The organism is Angustibacter peucedani (assembly GCF_054779595.1).
This window is the reverse complement of record NZ_BAAGXY010000078.1, coordinates 1-17,084: the sequence shown is the minus strand read 5'-3', so window position 1 is coordinate 17,084 and position 17,084 is coordinate 1. Positions and strand designations below refer to the sequence as shown.

Sequence of the window (17,084 nt, the reverse complement as noted above, 5' to 3'; positions counted from 1 at the left end):
GCGCGAGCCTAGCCGCCCGCCCGCCTTTCCCTCGCCGGTGCTGCTTTCCCTCACCCAGGCCGGTCTGGCGGAGGCAAACCGGCACCGGTGAGGGAAAGGTAGGGTCGGCGCATGAGCCGGGGAGCCGATAGCGAGGTCGGCGCGCTGCGCACCGTGATGCTGCACCGTCCGGGCACCGAGCTGCGGCGGCTCACCCCGCGCAACAACGACCGGCTGCTGTTCGACGGCATCCCGTGGGTCGACCGCGCGCAGGAGGAGCACGACGCGTTCGCCGCGGCGCTCACCAGCCGCGGCGTCGAGGTGCTGTACCTGTCCGACCTGCTGCGCGAGGCCCTCGCCGTGCCCGAGGCGCGGCAGGAGGCTGCGGAGGCCGCCCTCGCGCAGCCGCACGTCGGCGAGCGCCTGGCCACGCGGGCCCGGGCGCTGCTGCACGACCTGGACGAGGCCGAGCTGGCCGAGGTGCTGGTGGCCGGGCTGCGCCACGACGAGCTGTCGGCCCGTCGTCCGATGAAGCGCCCCGGCGTCGTCTCGTCGCTCGCGCTGCCCGAGGACTTCGTCATCGACCCGCTGCCCAACCTGCTCTTCACCCGCGACTCGAGCGCCTGGGTGGGCGACCAGGTCGCGGTGACCAGCCTCGCGATGCCGGCCCGCCGGCGCGAGACGAGCCTGACCCAGGTCATCTACCGCTACCACCCGCGCTTCGCCGGCACCGCGCTCGCCTACGAGCCCGGGCTCGAGCACGTCGAGGGCGGCGACGTCCTGCTGCTCGCGCCCGGCGTCGTGGCGGTCGGCACCGGCGAGCGGACGACGCCCGCCGGGGTCGAGCGCCTGGCCGGCCGACTGCTGCGCACGGGGCTGGCGCAGACGGTGCTCGCCGTCCCGATCGCCCAGGAGCGGGCCACGATGCACCTCGACACCGTCTGCACGATGGTGGACGTCGACGCGGTCGTCATGTACCCCAACGTCGCCGACTCGTTGACCGCGCTCGCGATCACACTGAACGGCGACGACGTCCTGCGCGTCGACGCCCCGCGGCCGTTCCTCGAGGCTGCCGCCGACGCGATGGGCATCGACGAGCTGCGGGTCATCGACACCGGCCTCGACCCGGTCACCGCCGAGCGCGAGCAGTGGGACGACGGCAACAACACCCTCGCGCTGGCTCCGCGGGTGGCGGTGGCCTACGAGCGCAACACCGAGACCAACGCACGGCTCGAGGCGGCCGGCATCGAGGTCGTCGCGATCGCGGGCAGCGAGCTCGGCAGCGGCCGCGGCGGGCCGCGCTGCATGTCGTGCCCGGTCGACCGCGACTCGACCGCCCCCACGGCGTGACGGAGCCGCGCTCCGCGATCGCACCGGACGGCGTCCAGCTGGCCTGGTGGTCGGTCGGCGCCGGTGAACCGTTGCTGCTGCTCAACGGCCAGGGCGCCGACCACCGCATGTGGGACCGCCTCGTGCCCGAGCTCTCGGCCCGGCACACCGTGGTCGCCCTCGACCCGCGCGGCATAGGACGCAGCCCCATGCCCGAGGGACCGCAGTACACGACCCGCGACCTCGCGAACGACGCCGTCGCCGTGCTGGACGACGCCGACGTCGCCCGCGCCCACGTCATGGGCTTCTCGATGGGCGGGCGGGTCGCGCAGTGGCTCGCGGTCGACCACCCCGACCGGGTCGGGACGCTGGTGCTCGCCGGGACGTCGGCCGGTGACCGCCACGGCGTGCCGCGGGCACCCGAGCTGGACGCGCTCATGGCCGCGGCGCCCACCCTGGCGGTGCGCCGAGCGCGGGCCGCGCTGATGTACCACCCGCGGTTCCTGGCCAGCGCCATGGCGCACGGCGACCTTTACCAGCCGGCGAAGGTGCCGCCGGACGTGCAGGCGCAGCAGCTGGCGGCCAGCCAGGCCCACGACGCGTGGGACGAGCTGCCGACGATCGCCGCCCCCACCCTCGTCGTGCACGGCACGGACGACGAGCTGAACCCGACCGCCAACGCACCCCTTCTCGCCCAACGGATCCCGGGCGCCGCGCTGCACCTGGTCGAGGGCGGCCGCCACGGCTTCTACGACGAGTTCCGGGACGAGACGCTGCGCGTGCTGCTGGCCTTCTTGAGGGCGAACCCGTTGCCGCAGTAGCCGTTCAGGCGGGCTGGCGGAGGAACGGCGAGGTGTAGTCGTCGACCTGGGCCAGCACCCGCTCGGCCTCGTCGAGCGACATGCGGTCGCGCTCGGCGGCCACGATCATGCCCAGCAGCCGCACGTCGCCGGCCGTGGCGAAGCCGGTCAGCTCGTCGTGCGCGAGCACCCACGACACGGCGGCGCGGATCGCCTCCGCCTCGTCGAGCGGCTCGTACCAGGTGGTGTACCGCTGGTCGCCGACGTCCTCACCCGCCCCGACGCCCGGCCAGTTGCGCCGCGCGACGGCCTTGATGGTCATCAGCCCGACGTCCTGTCGCCGTACCTCCTCGACCAACGCCGCGTACGCGTCGGCGAACTCGGGCTGGTCGAGCAGGCTCCGGTTCAAAGGGGTCAGCACGGTGGCGAAGTCGAAGCGCCGCAACGCCTCCAGGTGCGTCTGGGCCGCCTGCGGCCCGTGTCCGGTGATGCCGACGGCGCCGACCAGCCCCTCGTCGCGCGCCCGCAGGGCGGCCTCGAGGGCGCCGCCCTCACCGGTGACCCGGTCGAGCTCGTCGAGGTCGCCCACGGCGTGCAGCTGCAGCAGGTCGACGTGGCCGGTCTGCAGCCGCTCGAGCGAGGCGTTGATCTGGGCCCACGCGGCGTCGCGCTCGCGCTCGCCGGTCTTGGTAGCCAGGAAGACCTGGTCGCGGATCCGCGGCATCCACGGCCCGAGCCGCAGCTCGGCGTCGCCGTAGCTCGCCGCGACGTCGAGGTGGTTGATCCCGGCGTCCAGCGCCTCTTGCACGCTGCGGTCGGCGGTGTCCTGGTCGACGTCCGCCAGCGCGGCGGCGCCGTAGAGGACGACCGAGCTGTCGTGGCCGAGCCGGCCCAGGCGGCGGTGCTCCATGCGCCCATCCTTCGCCGTCCGGACGCCGAGCGCCAGACGAGCCGGCCCGACCGCGCCTCATGGCCGGTGTCCTGGATGAGTGCGGTCATGGGTGCGGCGCCGGTGCTGCGATCACGACATCACCGCCGCACCCACGGCCGCACCCACCGCTGCGGGTGCGTGTGCTCGGGCCTGGTGATCTCAGCGCAGGGTGAGCTGGCGGCTGACGACGCCGGCCCGGGCGCGCCGCTCGTCGTACGACAGCGGCTCGGTGACCGCGAGGGCCGCCTCGAGCCGGGCCGCGAACTGCGCCGCCGGCTCTTCGACGTCCTCGGGCGTGGCGTCCTCGGGCAGGTCCCACACCGGCACGAGCAGGCCGTGCGCCCGGAAGGCGCCGACGTAGCGCGTGCCCTCGCCGAGCGAGCTCTCGCCGGCGGCGTGCAGGCGGGCCAGTCCGTCGAGCAGGTCGTCCTCGGCCTGCGGCAGCACCCAGCGCAGGTGGGTGCGGTCGCCGATCTTGCACCAGTAGGCGGCCTCGACACCGCTCAGCCGGACGGTCGGGATGACAGCGGCGTTCGCGTGCTCCAGCGACTCGCGCACGCTCGGGTCGAGCTCGTCGCCGCCCTCCACCCAGAAGTCGAAGCCGTCGTGCACCGTCACCTCGAAGGTCGCGTCCGGCGCGACGAGGTCCTGCAGCCGGGGGCCGCCGTCCTCGAGGTCGGTCAGCGTCACCGGCGAGCCGGGGTCGGCCTGCACGGCCGCGTGCAGCGCGGTGCCGACGTCCCGGCTGGGGTCGCCCGAGCCGCCCCCGGTCTGCAGGCCGACGAACACGTGGCCGTCGGCGCGGCGCAGCGCCGGCCAGGCGAGCGGCAGCACGGTGGCGACGGTGATCTCGGTGACGCCGGGGTCGGCGTCGTCACCCGCTCCGGACGCCGGGCGCTGCGCGGACGGCGCGAGCCGCACCGTCGCGGTGGCAGCCGGCACGACCTCGCGCAGCGCGACCCAGTCGGCCTCGCCCGGCAGGCCCTCGAACGGGCGACCGGTCGTGGCCTCGGCGACCACCCGGGCCCGGCCGTGGCACGCCTTGTACTTCTTGCCGGAGCCGCAGGGGCACGGCTCGCGCTGCCCCACGACGGGGACGTCGGCGTCCAGGACGGCGGTAGCAGCGCCGGGGGCGCTGGTGGACTTCTGGCGGCGCGAGGACTTGCCCATGGCCGCAGACTCTACGAGTCAGGGACGGCGGCGCCGCGACGGCCCGCCCAGGCAGACCCACACGGTGCGGCCGCGGTCCTCGTCGAGCACGCCCCACTCGTGGGCGAGCGAGCGCACGATCCGCAGGCCCCGCCCGCCGGTGGCGTAGGTGCCGGGGTGCACCGGCTTCGGCGTGGTGCGCCCGCCGCCGTCGGTGACGTCGAGCTCGACGACGCCGCCCTTGACCTGCCAGTGCACGCGCACGGTGCCGTCCGAGAGGGCGGCCGCGTGCCGGATCGCGTTGCCGAGGAGCTCGGCGACCACGATCTCGGCCTCGTCGACGACCGCTGCGGGGACCTCGCGCGAGCGCAGGTCCTCGACCAGCGCGCGGCGGGTGCGGGGCACCGACGAGAAGGTGTGGGCGACGCGGAGGGTGCGGGTGCGCGTGGGGACGCGCGATGCGACCTGTGTCACGAGACCTCCCTGCTCGACCCCCGGCACCCGCGGCACGACCCCCTGCGGGATTGCCGTGCGTCACGAGCCGTCACACGTTGCTACCTCCGCCAGAGTAACCGGAGGTGGCGCTGAGTGCATCCCCTGTCCGCTACGTGGCGTTCGTGGGGGTTCGTCCGAGCAGGGCCAGCACGTGCTGCGGCCGGTTGGTGATGATGGCGTCGACGCCCAGCTCGAGGCACAGGTCGACGTCCGCGGTGTGGTCGACGGTCCAGACGTGCACCGCCCGGCCCTGGTCGTGCACCGCGCGGGCGTACCAGGGGTGCTTGCGCAGCAGCCGGACGTCGATCCCGACCGTCCCGACGCCGCGCGGCAGCACGCCGTCGCGCATCCGCAGCGGGATGCGGTCCTCCACCAGCAGCACCAGCGGCACCGCCGGCACCAGCGCCCTCAACCGTTGCAGCGCGAGCAGCGAGAACGACATGACCCGCACCGGCGACGGGAACTGCGGGTGCTGCGCGTCCCAGCCGTACTCGGCCAGCACGCGGGCCAGCTTCTTTTCGACCTCGCCGCCGTACCGCGTGGGGTGCTTGGTCTCGATCGCCACGCGCACCGGGCGCCCGCAGTCGCGGACGGCGTCCAGCAGCCGGTGCAGCGTGAGCAGGCGGCCGGCGTCGCGGTCGGGCTTCTCGTCGGAGTCCACGTCGTCCCAGGACTCCATCCACGAGCCCCAGTCCAGCTGCTCGAGGTGGGCGAGCTCGAGGGTCGACACCGAGCCGCGGCCGTTCGACGTCCGGTCGACGCGGCGGTCGTGCACGCAGACCAGGTGGCCGTCGGCGGTGAGCCGGACGTCGCACTCCAGCGCGTCGGCGCCCTGCTCGATCGCGCGCAGGTACGCGGACAGCGTGTGCTCGGGCTTCTCGGCGCTCGAACCCCGGTGCGCGACCACCTCAGGACCGCCGTTCACGACGACGATCCTGGCACGACGAGACACGAAATCGCTGTTGCGCGACGCCCGCGGTGGGCATGCTCGTGTCGTGCGCAACGCGGCGCTGGGCGTCCTGCGCGGCGCGGCCGTCGGGCTCGCGCTGGGTGTGGTGGCGCGCGCGCTCATGCGGCTGGCCGCGATGGACGACGGTGGCGACCTCGACTTCACCTGGACCGGCAGCGCGGGCATCGCCCTGGTGTTCGCGCTGGCGGGTGCCGGGGCCGGCCTGGCAGGTGCCCTGGGCTGGCGGCGCTGGCGGCTCGCGGTGACGGTGCTGCTCACGTCGTTCTTCGTGCTCTACGGCGGCGTGGCGATCGGGCTGGGTGAGATCGGCTTCGCGCTGGACCGGCAGATCTCGGCGCTGCGCATGACCGCGCTGGTCGCGCTGGCGCTCGCGATCATGGCGCTCGCGGTCGCGACGCCGTGGCTGGGCCTGCGGCTCGGACGACGGCTGCGCGCAGCGCCGACCGGCATCACTCGAACGGAACGGTGACCCCGTGCCAGTCGGCGTCGCTGAGCACCCAGACCTTCACGCGCAGCACCGCGGTGAGCACCTGCTCGAGGGCGCGCAGCTGGGCGTGCGTCGCGACGTGCCCGGCCGGCACCACGAAGAGCCGCTCCTCGCCGCTGTCGAGCGGCGCCGTGCGCAGCTGCCCCGTGTACCCGACGAGCTCGAACGCCGCGACGACACCTGCTCGCTGGCCTGCCGTGAACACGCTTCCCAGCCTAGGGTCTGACCGTGGAGCTGGTGCAGGTCGCGCAGCGCGCCACCAACCTCGACCGGTCGGCGGCCTTCTACTCCGACGTCCTCGGCACGGGGCCGACGGGCCGCTTCGAGCCACCCGGGCTGCTGTTCTTCGACCTCGGTGGCACCCGACTGCTGCTCGAGGCCGCTGCACCGTCGGCCGTGCTCTACCTCCGCGTCGACGACGTGCACGCCACCGTGGACCGCTTGCGCGGCAACGGAGTTCGCGTGGTCGACGAGCCGCACGTCATCTTCAGCCACGAGGACGACACGCTCGGCCCGCGCGGCACCGACGAGTGGCAGGCTTTCGTCGAGGACCCGGACGGCAACCTGGTCGGCCTGGTCGAGCAGCGGCTCACATCAGAGGCTTGACCATCAGCAGCTCGTCGCGCCCGTCGCGCACCGGGATCCGGCCACCGGTCAGGACGAAGCCGAGCCGCTCGTAGGCCCGCCGGCCCCGGGGGTTGTCCTCCATCACGCCCAGCTCGACGGCACCGGCACCAGCGGCGCGGGCCACGTCCTCGCAAGCCGCCATCAGCGCCTCGAGGACGCCCGTCCCGCGTGCCGTCGGGGCGATCCACATGCCCATGACCCACCACCCGTGGTCGGTCTCGTACACGCCGGCCGTGCCGACGTCCGCGCCATCGCGGTTCGCGAGGAACGTCGCCGGGCGGGCGGCGCGGCGGCGCCACTCGGCCTCGTCGAACGCCTCCTCGCGCGCGGACGTCGAGCCGAACATCTCGGGGGACTCGCGCAGGGACTCCAGACGGGTCGCCCGCAGCCGCTCCCAGTCGTCCGGCCACACCCGGGTGACGACGACGTCCGGGGCCAGGCTCATCGCCCGTAGACGCTGACGTGCCGGGCGCTGTCGGCGGTGAACGGCTCGCGCCGCCAGCCGCCCCAGCGCTCGCGCAGCCGCAGACCGGCCAGCCGGGCCATCAGGTCGAGCTCGGCCGGCGTCACGAGCCGACACGAGATCGGGCCCATCCGCACCCCGCCCGCGGTGAGCTGCACGTGGTTCTCGTCGAGCAGCTGAGTCACCGGGTCGTAGCGGTTGACGTCGAGGACGACCTCGCCGGTGGCGACCTTTTCGACGTCGACGAACTGGTGGCGGCGCACGAACGACCACGGCGTCGAGGTCTCGACGAGGAACACGCCGTCGTCCGCGAGGTGGCGCGCGACGTTCTGGAAGCAGCGCACCTGCGCGTCCTGCGTCAGCAGGTTGCCGATCGTGTTGAACACCAGGTACGCCAGCGCGTAGCCGGACGACGGTGCGTCGGCGCTCGCCATGTCGCCCTGGGTCACGGCGAGGTCGGCGCCACCGTCCTTCTCCCGCAAGCGGTGCAGCATGTCGGGCGACAGCTCGATGCCGTCGACGCCGACCCCGCGGGCGGCCAGCGGCAGGGCGACGCGACCGGTGCCGATGGCCAGCTCCAGGGCGCGCCCACCGTCGGCCAGCTCGGCCAGGAGCTCGACCGTCTCGGTCTCGTCACCGCGCGGCTCGTCGTCGTACCGGCTCGCGACGTCGGCGCCGAAGCTGGTCGCGGGGTCGAATCCCTCCATGCGCGCCACCCTGGCAGGCCCGACCGCAGGGGCGCCATCGGTTTGGCGTCAGCTGGTCTGCAGCGCGTCGTCGTCGCGCGGACCGGCGATCTCGGCGAACTGCGGCGACGCGGCCACGGCTCGCAGCCCGGCCCAGAGCCGTACGGCCTCCTTGCCGCGCGGCACGGCGGTGAGCACCGGTCCGAAGTAGGCGCGACCGGCGGCGTGCAGCATCGGGGTGCCGCCGTCCCGGCCGGACGGCTCGACGGCGGCACGGGTGCGGCGGCGAAGGTCGTCGTCCTGGTCGGTGCGATCGGCGGCGTCGAGCAGCTCGGCGGGCAGGCCCAGCTCGTCGACCGTTCGGCGCAGGTTGGAGCCGTTGTCGCGCAACCGGTCGACGTGCCGGCGGCGCCCGTAGGTGGCGTAGAACTCGGGCCACCGCTCGGCGTGCTCGCCTGCCAGCAGCGCCGACGCCACCCGCGCGGCACCCCACGCCTCGTCGTTGTACGAGCGGTACCAGGCGTCGAGCTCGCGGCCCTCGTTGACGCACGACAGGCTCATCAGCTCGCGGCGCACGACCGCGGCACCCTCGCGCTCGACCTCGCCCAGCCACTCGCTCGTGATCCACGCGAACGGGCACTGCGGGTCGACGTACAGGACGGCGTCTGCGGCTATGCTTTCCACGGAAAGCACCGTACCTGCTTTCCCTGGAAAGCAACACCGGAGGCCGGTATGCCCCACACCCGCACGTCGGACGACGCCGTGACGACGATCGCCGACCAGTGGACGACGCGCGTGCCGGACCTCGACGTCTCGCCGTTGCTGGTGCTCGGCCGGCTGCAGCGCGTGCACGGGCTCGTCGACGCCGCGCTGCGGCCGCCGCTGGCCGCCGCCGGTCTGGCCCCGGGTGACTTCGACCTGCTCGCGGCCCTGCGCCGGCTGGACGACGGCACCGGCGTCGCGAGCCGCGACCTGGCCGCTGCGATGCTGGTGACGGCGGGCGCCACGACCAAGCGCGCCGACCGCCTCATCGCGAGCGGCCTCGCCACGCGCTCGGTCGCGGACGATGACGGTCGCGAGCGCCGGATCGCGTTGACCCGCAAGGGAAGGACGACCGCGGACCGGCTGATGCGCTCGCACCTGGCCCGCGAGGCCGAGCTGCTGGCCGGCCTGGGCGCGCGCGACCAGCAGCGGCTGGCCGACCTGCTGGCCCAGCTGCTCGAGCACGTCGAGCCGGAGGTCAGCCCTGCTGGCGCAGGTACCGGCCGAAGTGCGGCACGGTGAACGCGATCCGGCCGCGCTCGGCGCTGTAGACCAGGCCCTTCTTCAGCAGGGCGTCGCGCGCGGGGGAGAGCGACTGCGGCTTGCGTCCGAGCAGCTCGGCCACCGCCGACGTCGGCACGCCCCCGGGTGCACCTGCGGCCACGGGCTCGGGGTCGGAGGCCTCGACGTCCGCCATGGCGCGCAGGTACTCGCGCTCGCCCGGCGTCGCGCGCTCGTAGCGCGAGCCGAAGAAGCCGACCGCCAGCTCGCCCTCGGCCTCGGGCGCCGCCACCCGCACGTCGTCCGGGGTGATGGGGGAGCGCGGGGCGACGTCCCACGCGACCTTGCCGTACGCCTGGACGAAGTAGGGGTAACCGGCGGTCGCCTCGTACATGGCGTCGAGCGCGTCGTCGGTCCAGTCGGCGTCCTCGTCGCGGGCGGGGGAGCGCAGCGCGACCTCGGCGGCGGAGCGGTCGAGCCGGTCGATCCGCGCGTACCGGAACAGCCTCTCGCTGTACGATTTGCTGGCGCTCAGCACCGCCGGCAGGTGCGGCAGCCCGGCGCCGACCACGATGAGCGGCAGGCCCTGCTGGCTCAGCTCGTGGCAGGCGGCGCACAGGGCGCTGACGTCGTCCGGGCCGACGTCCTGCATCTCGTCGACGAAGACCGCGACGCCGCTGCCCCGCTCGGCGGCCAGCCCCGCGACGTCCCCGAGCAGCTCGACCAGGTCGATCTCGATGTCGCCGGAGTCGGCGCGGCCGGTGACGATCGGGACGTCGATGCCGGGCTGCCAGCGGTCGCGGAGCTTCGCGCTGGGTCCGGCGTCGCGCAGGGCGAACCCCTTGAGCACCCCCAGGACGTGGTCGGTGCCGTCGTCCGGGCCGGGGCGCCCCTGCGCCGAGCCGAGCTCGCGGACGGCGAGGTGCAGCGCGGCCGAGAGCTGGCGGCGCAGCGAGGTGTCGGGCCGGGCCTCGAGCTTGCCCGTGCCCCAGCCGCGCCGGACCGCCGCGCTGCGCAGCGCGCCGAGCAGCACTGTCTTGCCGACGCCGCGCAGCCCGGTGAGCACCAGGCTGCGCTCGGGACGCCCGCGCGACACCCGCTCGAGGACGACGTCGAAGGCGGTCAGCTCGCCGTCGCGGCCGGCCAGCTCGGGTGGGCGCTGCCCGGCGCCGGGGGCGTACGGGTTGCGGATCGGGTCCATGATCGGACCGTATCGGGCTGTCTAGCCCTGACCCGATACATCCGCAGAAACCCCCATCGGCGTGTCAGCCCCCGCCCTCGGCCAACCCCGCGCCGTCCCGCACCTACTTCAGAAGGTGGCCCCATCCGGCCGCGGTGAGGCCACCTTCTTGAGAAGGTGTGGGATCCGCGCCGGGCGAGGCGCTCGTACCGGTTCGTGACGCCTCACGCACTTCGTGCCCGAGGTGCGGGGTCAGATGACGCGCGGGGCGCCGTCGTCCGAGGTCATGGGCTTGCCGGCGAACGCCCAGGCCTTCATCCCGCCGGCGACGTTCACCGAGTCGACGCCCTGCGCGTTGAGCCACTGCGCCGCGCGGCCGGACCGGTTGCCGCTGCGGCAGATGATGTAGAGCGGGTCGGCCTCGGGCAGCTCACCGAGCCGTCCGGGCACCTCCGACAGCGGCACGTGCACCGCGCCGTCGACGTGCCCCGCGGCCCACTCGTCGGCCTCGCGCACGTCGAGCAGGACGGCGTCGGCGGGCAGGTCGGTGACGGAGATCTCGGGTGCGTCGCTCATGCGTCGATCCTCGCACGCACTGTCCGGACGACGTCCCCGCCGTCCACGACGTCCGCGCCACCCGCTACTTGAGCAGCCGTGACATGCGCCGGTCGGCCAACGGCTTGCCACCGGTCTGGCAGGTCGGGCAGTACTGCAGCGCCGAGTCGGCGAAGCTCACCTCGCGCACGGTGTCGCCGCAGACCGGGCAGGGCAGGCCGGCGCGACCGTGCACCCGCATGCCCGAGCGCTTGGCGTCCTTCAGCTCGGCAGCCGGCCGGCCGGACGCCGCGGCCATCGCCTCCGTCAGCACCGACCGCAGCGCCGCGTACAGGACGTCGACCTGCTCGTCGGTGAGGCTGGCCGCCAGCGCGTACGGCGAGAGCTTGGCGGCGTGCAGCACCTCGTCGGAGTACGCGTTGCCGACGCCGGCCAGCACCGACTGGTCGCGCAGCAGCCCCTTGACCTGGGTGCGGTGCCCCGCCAGCAGCGCCCCGAAGGCGGCCCGGTCGAAGTCCGGCGCGAGCGGGTCGGGCCCGAGCGAGGCGATCTGCGGCACCTGCTGCGGGTCGCGCACCACGTGGACCGCCAACCGCTTGCGGGTGCCGGCCTCGGTCAGGTCGAAGCCGGAGCCGTCGTCCAGAACGACGCGCAGCGCGATCGGGCTCTTGCCAGGTCGCAGCGGGGTCGGGTTCAGCTGCGGCGACCAGCGCAGCCAGCCCGCGCGCGAGAGGTGGAAGACCAGGTGCAGGCCGTCGACGTCCAGGTCGAGCCACTTGCCGTGCCGCGCGACCCCGGTGACCTCGAGCCCGGCCAGGGCGGTGGGCGGCGGGTCGAAGGTCTTGAGCACGTTGAACGCCGCGACGTCGATGCGCGCGACGACGCGGCCGACCGCGTTCTCGCGCAGGAACGTCGCGAGCCCTTCGACCTCCGGCAGCTCGGGCACGGCACGAGTCTGCCGCACGGCGGCGACGCTCTCACCTGTTCGGTCGATCATCGTCGGGCCCGCACCGGCCGAGGCATCAGGGGAGAGCTCATCCCAGGAGGCCTGCCGATGTTCCGAGTCACCCGACGGCTGCCGTTCGGCGCCTCCCTCGCCGGTGCGGCCGTCGTCGCGACGCTGGTCGGCGGCGTGCTGGTGCCGGCGCCCGCCCAGGCGGCGACGTCCACGCCGTCGCGCGCGAGCGCCGAGAGCGACTTCGCCGGCCGGATCAACGCCTCGCGCTCGGCCGCCGACCACGCCGCGCTGGTGCGCAGCACGGGGCTCAACACCGTCGCCCGCGCCTGGGCCGCGCACCTGGCGAGCACCGGCCGGCTCGAGCACAACCCGAAGGTGTGGAGCCAGGTCAAGGGCTGGCGCTACCTGGCGGAGAACGTGGGCGTGGGCAGCGACGTCGCGAGCCTGCACTCGGCGTTCATGCACTCGTCCGGGCACAAGGCCAACATCCTCGGCACGCGGTACACGCGCGTCGGCGTGGGGGTCGCGTACGGCCACGGGCGCACCTGGGTGGTCGAGGTGTTCGAGCGCCCGCTGGTGTCGAGGACCTGGACGCCGCCGACGATCTCGTACGGCCAGAAGGGCCCGGCGGTGCGCAACGCGCAGGTCAAGCTCCGGGTCAAGGCCACGGGCTACTTCAACCGCACCACCTGGCACAGCGTCCGGTCGTACCAGTGGCAGCACCGGATGAAGGTCACCGGCCGCCTCGACCCGCCCACCCGCAAGCGCCTGCACGTCTGACCTCCGCCGTCGCGGCTCGGCCGCAGGCGGCGCGACGGGTCAGGGGGGTGAGTCGTTCCAGGGCACGCGCGTCAGCAGCACGGTGACCCACCAGCACATCGCACCCAGCCCCACGACGGCCGCGGCCACGATCCGCCAGCGCCAGTGCGGGCTGACGCGCGAGCGAGCGTCGCGGGCGGCCAGGCTGGCCAGCGCCGCGGCGATCGGCAGGTCGAGCAGCAGGAACCGCCACATGCTGGTGATCGGCCGGACGACGGCCAGCAGGTAGAGCGGGTAGACGACGCCGAAGACGCGCAGCTCGATGACGAGCCACGCCGTGTGCCGCCCGACGAGGACGTGCAGCCCCACCGCCACGACGGCGAGCAGCAGCGCGACGCCGGTGATGCCGAGGCCGTCCCACGCCCAGGTGATCCACGGCAGGAACGGTCCGTCGGTGGGCTTCTGCCCCCACGCGGCCTGCGTCTCGAAGAACGCGCGCGGCACCCCGGTGGCGATCCCCACCACTGCCGGCCACACGAGCGCCGACGCTCCGGTGGCGACCAGCAGCCCGCCCCACGCCCAGAGCGCTCCCGTCGTCCAGGGGTCGCCGCGCCGGTCGCGCCAGCGCAGCCAGCCGTGCCAGAGCACCACGACGACGAGCGGTGCGGCGATCGCCCGGGTCAGCCCGAGCAGCAGGACGACGGGCACGCACCAGACGTACTCGCGCCGCACGAGCAGCAGCAGCGTCCCCGCCAGCAGCAGCGCCGCGAGCGCCTCGGTGTAGGCCACCTGCAGCACGGGCGCCGGCGGCAGCAGGCACCACAGGGCCACGGCGAGCACCGCCAGCCGGTCGTGCGCGTGACCTCTCAGCTGCGAGAACAGCCGCCAGATCACCAGCGCCGCGGCGGTCCCGGCGACCAGGTTGACCGCGCTGGCCGCCAGCGAGAACGGCAGACCGGTGAGCATGACGACCCGCACCAGCACCGGGAACAGCGGGAAGAAGGCCCAGCTGTTGTAGTCGACCGCGCCGACCGGTCCGTGCGGCAGCCGCTCGGGGTAGCCCTGCTCGGCGATCTGGCGGTACCACTCGCCGTCCCAGACCTGCACCAGGTCGAGGTAGTCGGGGTGCAGGTCGCCCACACCCGCGGGGTTCTGCCCCCAGCGCGCGGCGAGCTCGATGATGACGCCCGCCAGCACGCGCGACACCCCGTACGCGACGAGCACCTGCACCCACGCCGGCCAGGCGCGCGCCCGCTGCCAGGCCCGGGTCAGCAGGTCGCCGGCCGGACGTCGACGGGCGGGCGGTGCGGGCGGCGGCCGGACGTCGTCCGGCCGGGTCGTCGGGGTGCTAGGGCTCGACGGCGGGCTCGACGGCGCGGGCGTCCGCGCGTGCGCCGCCGCGTCGACCACGAGCCCTCCCGGTGCCGGGCAGGGCGCCGCACCCCACCGCCCGACCATGGTCGCACCGGACGCCGCACCGGGCCTCCCAGCCGTTGCGTCCGAAGATCTGGCCGCTGTGCCGACCGATGCTTCGGACGCAGGCCGTGGCCCAGCGGCCGTCAAGAACTAGGCGCGGGTGATCTCGTCGAGGACGGCGAGGTCCTCGGCGTCCGGGTCCCACGCCCCGGCGGCGACGTTGGCCTGCACCTGCTCGGGCCGCGTGGCCCCGGCGATGACGCTCGACACCGCCGGCTGCGCCGCCAGGCCGCCCACCGCGACGTCGAGCATCGAGAGCCCGCGCTCGTCGGCGAACCGCTGCAGCGCCTCGATCGCGTCCCAGTCGGCGCCGTCGAGCCGCTCGCGCTGCTCGGCCAGCCGGGTGCCCTCGGGCGCCGCCTCGCCGCGCTTGTACTTGCCGGTGAGCAGGCCGTACTCGAGCGGGAAGAACGGCAGGATCCCGACACCCACGTGCTCGCACGCGGGCACCAGGTCGTCCTCGGCCTCGCGGTCGAGCAGCGAGTACTTGTTCTGCGCGCTGATGAAGCGCTCGTAGCCGGCCGAGCGCGCGGTCCAGTCGGCGTCCACGACCTGCCAGCCGGTGAAGTTCGAGCTGCCGATCGCGCGCACCTTGCCCTCGAGCACCAGCTCGTGCAGCGCGGCCAGCGTCTCCTCGACCGGCGTGACGTCGTCCGGCGCGTGCAGCTGGTAGAGGTCGATCCAGTCGGTGCCGAGGCGGCGCAGGCTGGCCTCGACCGCCTTGCGGACGTACCGGCGCGAGCCGCGCACGCCCCAGTCCGGACCGTTCGCGCCGCGCATGTCCATGCCGAACTTGGTGGCCACGACGACGTCGTCGCGGCGCGAGCCCAGCGCCCGGCCGAGCAGCTCCTCGCTCTGGCCGAGGCCGTAGATGTCGGCCGTGTCGAACAGCGTGACGCCGCACTCGAGCGCCGCGTCGACCACCGCCCGGGTCGCGTCGGCGTCGATCCGGGTGCCGAAGGCGTTGCAGCCGACGCCGACGGTGCTCACCACCAGCCCGCTGTCGCCGAGGGGCCGGTACGTCGTCGTGGGAGCAGCCATGAGCGCAGCCTCGCACGGGGCGCGGTTCGGGGCGAGGTCGGCTAGTCCCCCTGCGAGCGACGGGTCGACCGACGGGTCGAGCGCAGGAACCACAGCCCGAGCACCGGCAGCACGAGCGGCACGAACCCGTAGCCCGAGCCGTACCCCGACCAGACGGTGGCGTCGGGGAAGTCGTCGGGCTGCACCAGGCTCAGCGTGCCGACGACGAGGACGCCGACGAGCTCGACGCTGCACGACGCGGTGGCGACGCGCACCGACGTCCGGCCGCCGCGTGCCAGCGCGACCGTCGCCACGACGTAGACGACGGCGGCGAACGCCGACAGCACGTACGCGAGCGGCGCGCGGTCGAGCTGGGTGGCCAGCTGGTAGGCCGCGCGGGACGTCGCGGCGACGGCGAACAGCGCGTACACCGCGACCAGCACGCGACCCGGTCCGCGCCGGGTCGCCGGACGGTCGTCGCTCATCCCTGGCCGCCCCAGATCTGCTGCAGGCGGGCGAGCAGCACGGCGTCGACCAGACCGGCGACGACCAGAACCCCTGTGCCCCAACGACTCTGCTCGGCCCGCGACCAGACCACCGCGACCGGGAGCACGAGCAGCACCCCCACCAGGTAGGCGACGAACAGCACGCCCGGCACGTCGCGGTCGGTGGTCGCGAGCATCACCACCCCCACGACGAGCTGGACGACGAACCCGGCCTCCACGACGGCGGCCGCGAGGAGCGTGCGGGGCCCGGCCGGTCGGTCGCGCCAGGCCAGCAGCGCCGTGCCGAGGGCGAACGCCAGCGAGGCGACGGCCAGCACGAGGGTGAGCGGTGCGGTCACGCGTCCATGCTCGCAGCCGGGGCGCCGACCCCGGCGAGCGCCTCGGCCACCGCGGCGTCCAGGCGCAGCGCGCCTCCCTCGGCGACCCAGCGGTCCCACTCCTCGGCCCCGGCGTGACCGCGCGCGACGGCGAGCTTGGCGTCGACCTGCTCGCGGTCGGGCAGGGGGAGGGGCAGCTCGTGGGCGGCCCGCAGCGCGTCGGAGGCCCCCGACAGCCGGGCCGCCTCGCGCCACTCGCCGCTGTCGCTCGCGACGACGCAGGCCAGGTCGACGATGTCCAGGGTCAGGTCGACGTCGCCGAGCGCGACGGCGTCCGGTGCGTGCGCGGCGAGCTGGTCGCGGGCCTCGGCGGTGCGGCCGCTGCGCACCATCAGCCCGGCGATGTTGATCTGGTCGACGGCGAGCCCCCACGTGTCGCCGAGCTCGGCGTCGATCTCGCTGACCTCCTGCAGCAGCACGATCGCGCGGTCGTGGTTGCCGACGTCCGACTCGACGGTCGCGAGGTTCGACAGCGGGTTGGCCAGCCGCTCGCGCACGCCGGCCGCACGCGCGACCTCGACCGCTCGGGTCAGCAGGTCGATGGCGGTGCTCGGGTCGCCGAGGCTGCGGTGCGCGACACCCAGGCTGTTGAGCTCCATCGACTCGCGGCCGGGGTCGCCGACCCGCTGCCAGTAGGCCAGGCAGCGCTCGAGGGTCTCTCGGGCCTGGTCGGCCTCGCCGTGCTGCAGCATCAGCACGGCCAGCCCGTGCAGCGACACCATGAGCTCGGTCGACTCGCGGCCGTGCGCCGCCTCGACCGCGCGGCTGAGCCAGCGACGGCCCTCGTCCTGGTACCCGCAGGCGTACCAGAACCAGCTCAGCTGGTGGCAGATCCGCAGGGCGACGGCGACGTCGTCCGGGTCGGGGGCGGTGCCGGGCTCCTCGACGCGCAGCGTCCAGCGCAGGGCGGCGCGCAGGTTGTCGAGGTGGAACTCGATCGCCTCGCGGGCCATGACGAAGGCCTCGCCGCGCAGCTGCGGTCCCCACCGCTCGGCGAAGCGGCAGTAGTACTCCGCGTGCCGTCGGCGGGTGGTGTCACCGTCCGGGTCCTCGGCCAGCCGCGCGCGGGCGAAG

Annotated in this window: 22 protein-coding genes; 6 read left to right on the top strand and 16 right to left on the bottom strand. The window is 74.5% G+C overall.

The window, feature by feature from the left end:
• Positions 1-111: 111 nt before the first annotated feature.
• Both ACYVJ4_RS14165 and ACYVJ4_RS14160 read left to right on the top strand, forming a co-directional pair.
• Positions 112-1,329 (top strand): arginine deiminase, encoded by a 1,218-nt coding sequence (locus ACYVJ4_RS14165; protein WP_460460784.1) that lies wholly within the window; start codon positions 112-114, stop codon positions 1,327-1,329.
• Positions 1,326-2,129: an alpha/beta fold hydrolase gene (locus ACYVJ4_RS14160; RefSeq protein WP_460460783.1), complete on the top strand. Its 804-nt coding sequence runs from the start codon at positions 1,326-1,328 to the stop codon at positions 2,127-2,129. Before ACYVJ4_RS14165 ends, ACYVJ4_RS14160 begins: the two co-directional genes overlap by 4 nt.
• 4 nt (positions 2,130-2,133) lie before the next feature.
• Here ACYVJ4_RS14160 and ACYVJ4_RS14155 read toward each other — a convergent pair whose 3' ends face one another.
• From ACYVJ4_RS14155 to ACYVJ4_RS14140, 4 genes are all read right to left on the bottom strand, one after another.
• Entirely contained in the window at positions 2,134-3,018 is an 885-nt protein-coding gene (locus tag ACYVJ4_RS14155; protein WP_460460782.1) for an aldo/keto reductase, read from the bottom strand.
• Between the two features lie 180 nt (positions 3,019-3,198).
• Positions 3,199-4,209, bottom strand: a complete 1,011-nt coding sequence (locus tag ACYVJ4_RS14150) for a DUF5926 family protein (RefSeq protein WP_460460781.1) — start codon at positions 4,207-4,209, stop codon at positions 3,199-3,201.
• Positions 4,210-4,227: 18 nt separating this feature from the next.
• Positions 4,228-4,662 (bottom strand): ATP-binding protein, encoded by a 435-nt coding sequence (locus ACYVJ4_RS14145; protein ID WP_460460780.1) that lies wholly within the window; start codon positions 4,660-4,662, stop codon positions 4,228-4,230.
• Between the two features lie 130 nt (positions 4,663-4,792).
• A complete protein-coding gene (locus tag ACYVJ4_RS14140; RefSeq protein ID WP_460460779.1) occupies positions 4,793-5,608 on the bottom strand; it encodes a glycerophosphodiester phosphodiesterase family protein in 816 nt (271 codons plus the stop codon).
• A gap of 70 nt (positions 5,609-5,678) precedes the next feature.
• Between ACYVJ4_RS14140 and ACYVJ4_RS14135 the strand changes: the two genes are divergently transcribed.
• Positions 5,679-6,122: a hypothetical protein gene (locus ACYVJ4_RS14135; protein ID WP_460460778.1), complete on the top strand. Its 444-nt coding sequence runs from the start codon at positions 5,679-5,681 to the stop codon at positions 6,120-6,122.
• Here the strand turns inward: ACYVJ4_RS14135 and ACYVJ4_RS14130 are convergent.
• On the bottom strand, positions 6,103-6,345 hold the full coding sequence (locus ACYVJ4_RS14130) for a hypothetical protein (RefSeq protein WP_460460777.1): 243 nt from the start codon (positions 6,343-6,345) through the stop codon (positions 6,103-6,105). The two genes, ACYVJ4_RS14135 and ACYVJ4_RS14130, sit on opposite strands and share 20 nt — an antisense overlap.
• Before the next feature lie 23 nt (positions 6,346-6,368).
• Here ACYVJ4_RS14130 and ACYVJ4_RS14125 point away from each other — a divergent pair, with 23 nt between their 5' ends.
• Positions 6,369-6,746, top strand: a complete 378-nt coding sequence (locus tag ACYVJ4_RS14125) for a VOC family protein (protein WP_460460776.1) — start codon at positions 6,369-6,371, stop codon at positions 6,744-6,746.
• Here ACYVJ4_RS14125 and ACYVJ4_RS14120 read toward each other — a convergent pair.
• Genes ACYVJ4_RS14120 through ACYVJ4_RS14110 form a run of 3 tightly spaced genes read right to left on the bottom strand, consistent with a single transcriptional unit; the run spans position 6,730 to position 8,600 of the window.
• Positions 6,730-7,212, bottom strand: a complete 483-nt coding sequence (locus ACYVJ4_RS14120) for a GNAT family N-acetyltransferase (protein WP_460460775.1) — start codon at positions 7,210-7,212, stop codon at positions 6,730-6,732. The two genes, ACYVJ4_RS14125 and ACYVJ4_RS14120, sit on opposite strands and share 17 nt — an antisense overlap.
• Positions 7,209-7,937 (bottom strand): class I SAM-dependent DNA methyltransferase, encoded by a 729-nt coding sequence (locus ACYVJ4_RS14115; protein ID WP_460460774.1) that lies wholly within the window; start codon positions 7,935-7,937, stop codon positions 7,209-7,211. Before ACYVJ4_RS14115 ends, ACYVJ4_RS14120 begins: the two co-directional genes overlap by 4 nt.
• A 48-nt stretch (positions 7,938-7,985) precedes the next feature.
• Positions 7,986-8,600, bottom strand: coding sequence for a mycothiol-dependent nitroreductase Rv2466c family protein (locus ACYVJ4_RS14110; protein ID WP_460460773.1), 615 nt, complete (start codon positions 8,598-8,600; stop codon positions 7,986-7,988).
• Between the two features lie 48 nt (positions 8,601-8,648).
• On the opposite strand from ACYVJ4_RS14110, the gene ACYVJ4_RS14105 reads away from it, so the two are divergent.
• A complete protein-coding gene (locus tag ACYVJ4_RS14105; protein WP_460460772.1) occupies positions 8,649-9,200 on the top strand; it encodes a MarR family winged helix-turn-helix transcriptional regulator in 552 nt (183 codons plus the stop codon).
• On the opposite strand, the gene ACYVJ4_RS14100 is transcribed toward ACYVJ4_RS14105, so the two are convergent.
• The 3 genes from ACYVJ4_RS14100 to ACYVJ4_RS14090 all read right to left on the bottom strand — a co-directional run bounded on the left by ACYVJ4_RS14100 (position 9,157) and on the right by ACYVJ4_RS14090 (position 11,860).
• Entirely contained in the window at positions 9,157-10,380 is a 1,224-nt protein-coding gene (locus ACYVJ4_RS14100; RefSeq protein WP_460460771.1) for an ATP-binding protein, read from the bottom strand. The genes ACYVJ4_RS14105 and ACYVJ4_RS14100 overlap by 44 nt on opposite strands.
• Positions 10,381-10,611: 231 nt before the next feature.
• The gene (locus ACYVJ4_RS14095; RefSeq protein WP_460460770.1) at positions 10,612-10,935 is read right to left on the bottom strand and encodes a rhodanese-like domain-containing protein; all 324 of its coding nucleotides are present in this window, start codon (positions 10,933-10,935) and stop codon (positions 10,612-10,614) included.
• Between the two features lie 64 nt (positions 10,936-10,999).
• Positions 11,000-11,860 carry an Fpg/Nei family DNA glycosylase gene (locus ACYVJ4_RS14090; protein ID WP_460460769.1) on the bottom strand — a complete coding sequence of 287 codons (861 nt, stop codon included), beginning with the start codon at positions 11,858-11,860 and terminating at the stop codon, positions 11,000-11,002.
• Positions 11,861-11,968: 108 nt separating this feature from the next.
• Between ACYVJ4_RS14090 and ACYVJ4_RS14085 the strand changes: the two genes are divergently transcribed.
• Positions 11,969-12,652, top strand: coding sequence for a CAP domain-containing protein (locus ACYVJ4_RS14085; protein WP_460460768.1), 684 nt, complete (start codon positions 11,969-11,971; stop codon positions 12,650-12,652).
• Positions 12,653-12,691: 39 nt separating this feature from the next.
• On the opposite strand, the gene ACYVJ4_RS14080 is transcribed toward ACYVJ4_RS14085, so the two are convergent.
• The 5 genes from ACYVJ4_RS14080 to ACYVJ4_RS14060 form a co-directional block, all read right to left on the bottom strand.
• Positions 12,692-14,089, bottom strand: a complete 1,398-nt coding sequence (locus tag ACYVJ4_RS14080) for a hypothetical protein (RefSeq protein WP_460460767.1) — start codon at positions 14,087-14,089, stop codon at positions 12,692-12,694.
• A 108-nt stretch (positions 14,090-14,197) separates the two neighbouring features.
• Complete coding sequence (locus ACYVJ4_RS14075) at positions 14,198-15,148, bottom strand: aldo/keto reductase (protein WP_460460766.1); 951 nt, start codon at positions 15,146-15,148, stop codon at positions 14,198-14,200.
• A 41-nt stretch (positions 15,149-15,189) separates the two neighbouring features.
• Entirely contained in the window at positions 15,190-15,612 is a 423-nt protein-coding gene (locus ACYVJ4_RS14070) for a hypothetical protein (RefSeq protein ID WP_460460765.1), read from the bottom strand.
• Positions 15,609-15,971, bottom strand: coding sequence for a hypothetical protein (locus tag ACYVJ4_RS14065; protein ID WP_460460764.1), 363 nt, complete (start codon positions 15,969-15,971; stop codon positions 15,609-15,611). The genes ACYVJ4_RS14070 and ACYVJ4_RS14065 overlap by 4 nt, the downstream gene beginning before the upstream one ends.
• A partial coding sequence (locus ACYVJ4_RS14060) for a tetratricopeptide repeat protein (protein ID WP_460460763.1) occupies positions 15,968-17,084 on the bottom strand: 1,117 nt, incomplete at its 5' end. The genes ACYVJ4_RS14065 and ACYVJ4_RS14060, both read right to left, overlap by 4 nt.

Excerpts from the sequence above, each read along its gene's own strand:
- ACYVJ4_RS14165 (WP_460460784.1), top strand. The coding sequence starts at position 112 with ATGAGCCGGGGAGCCGATAGCGAGGTCGGCGCGCTGCGCACCGTGATG.
- ACYVJ4_RS14155 (WP_460460782.1), bottom strand. The coding sequence starts at position 3,018 with ATGGAGCACCGCCGCCTGGGCCGGCTCGGCCACGACAGCTCGGTCGTC.
- ACYVJ4_RS14150 (WP_460460781.1), bottom strand. The coding sequence starts at position 4,209 with ATGGGCAAGTCCTCGCGCCGCCAGAAGTCCACCAGCGCCCCCGGCGCT.
- ACYVJ4_RS14120 (WP_460460775.1), bottom strand. The coding sequence starts at position 7,212 with ATGAGCCTGGCCCCGGACGTCGTCGTCACCCGGGTGTGGCCGGACGAC.
- ACYVJ4_RS14115 (WP_460460774.1), bottom strand. The coding sequence starts at position 7,937 with ATGGAGGGATTCGACCCCGCGACCAGCTTCGGCGCCGACGTCGCGAGC.
- ACYVJ4_RS14105 (WP_460460772.1), top strand. The coding sequence starts at position 8,649 with ATGCCCCACACCCGCACGTCGGACGACGCCGTGACGACGATCGCCGAC.
- ACYVJ4_RS14100 (WP_460460771.1), bottom strand. The coding sequence starts at position 10,380 with ATGGACCCGATCCGCAACCCGTACGCCCCCGGCGCCGGGCAGCGCCCA.
- ACYVJ4_RS14095 (WP_460460770.1), bottom strand. The coding sequence starts at position 10,935 with ATGAGCGACGCACCCGAGATCTCCGTCACCGACCTGCCCGCCGACGCC.
- ACYVJ4_RS14085 (WP_460460768.1), top strand. The coding sequence starts at position 11,969 with ATGTTCCGAGTCACCCGACGGCTGCCGTTCGGCGCCTCCCTCGCCGGT.
- ACYVJ4_RS14080 (WP_460460767.1), bottom strand. The coding sequence starts at position 14,089 with ATGGTCGGGCGGTGGGGTGCGGCGCCCTGCCCGGCACCGGGAGGGCTC.
- ACYVJ4_RS14075 (WP_460460766.1), bottom strand. The coding sequence starts at position 15,148 with ATGGCTGCTCCCACGACGACGTACCGGCCCCTCGGCGACAGCGGGCTG.
- ACYVJ4_RS14070 (WP_460460765.1), bottom strand. The coding sequence starts at position 15,612 with ATGAGCGACGACCGTCCGGCGACCCGGCGCGGACCGGGTCGCGTGCTG.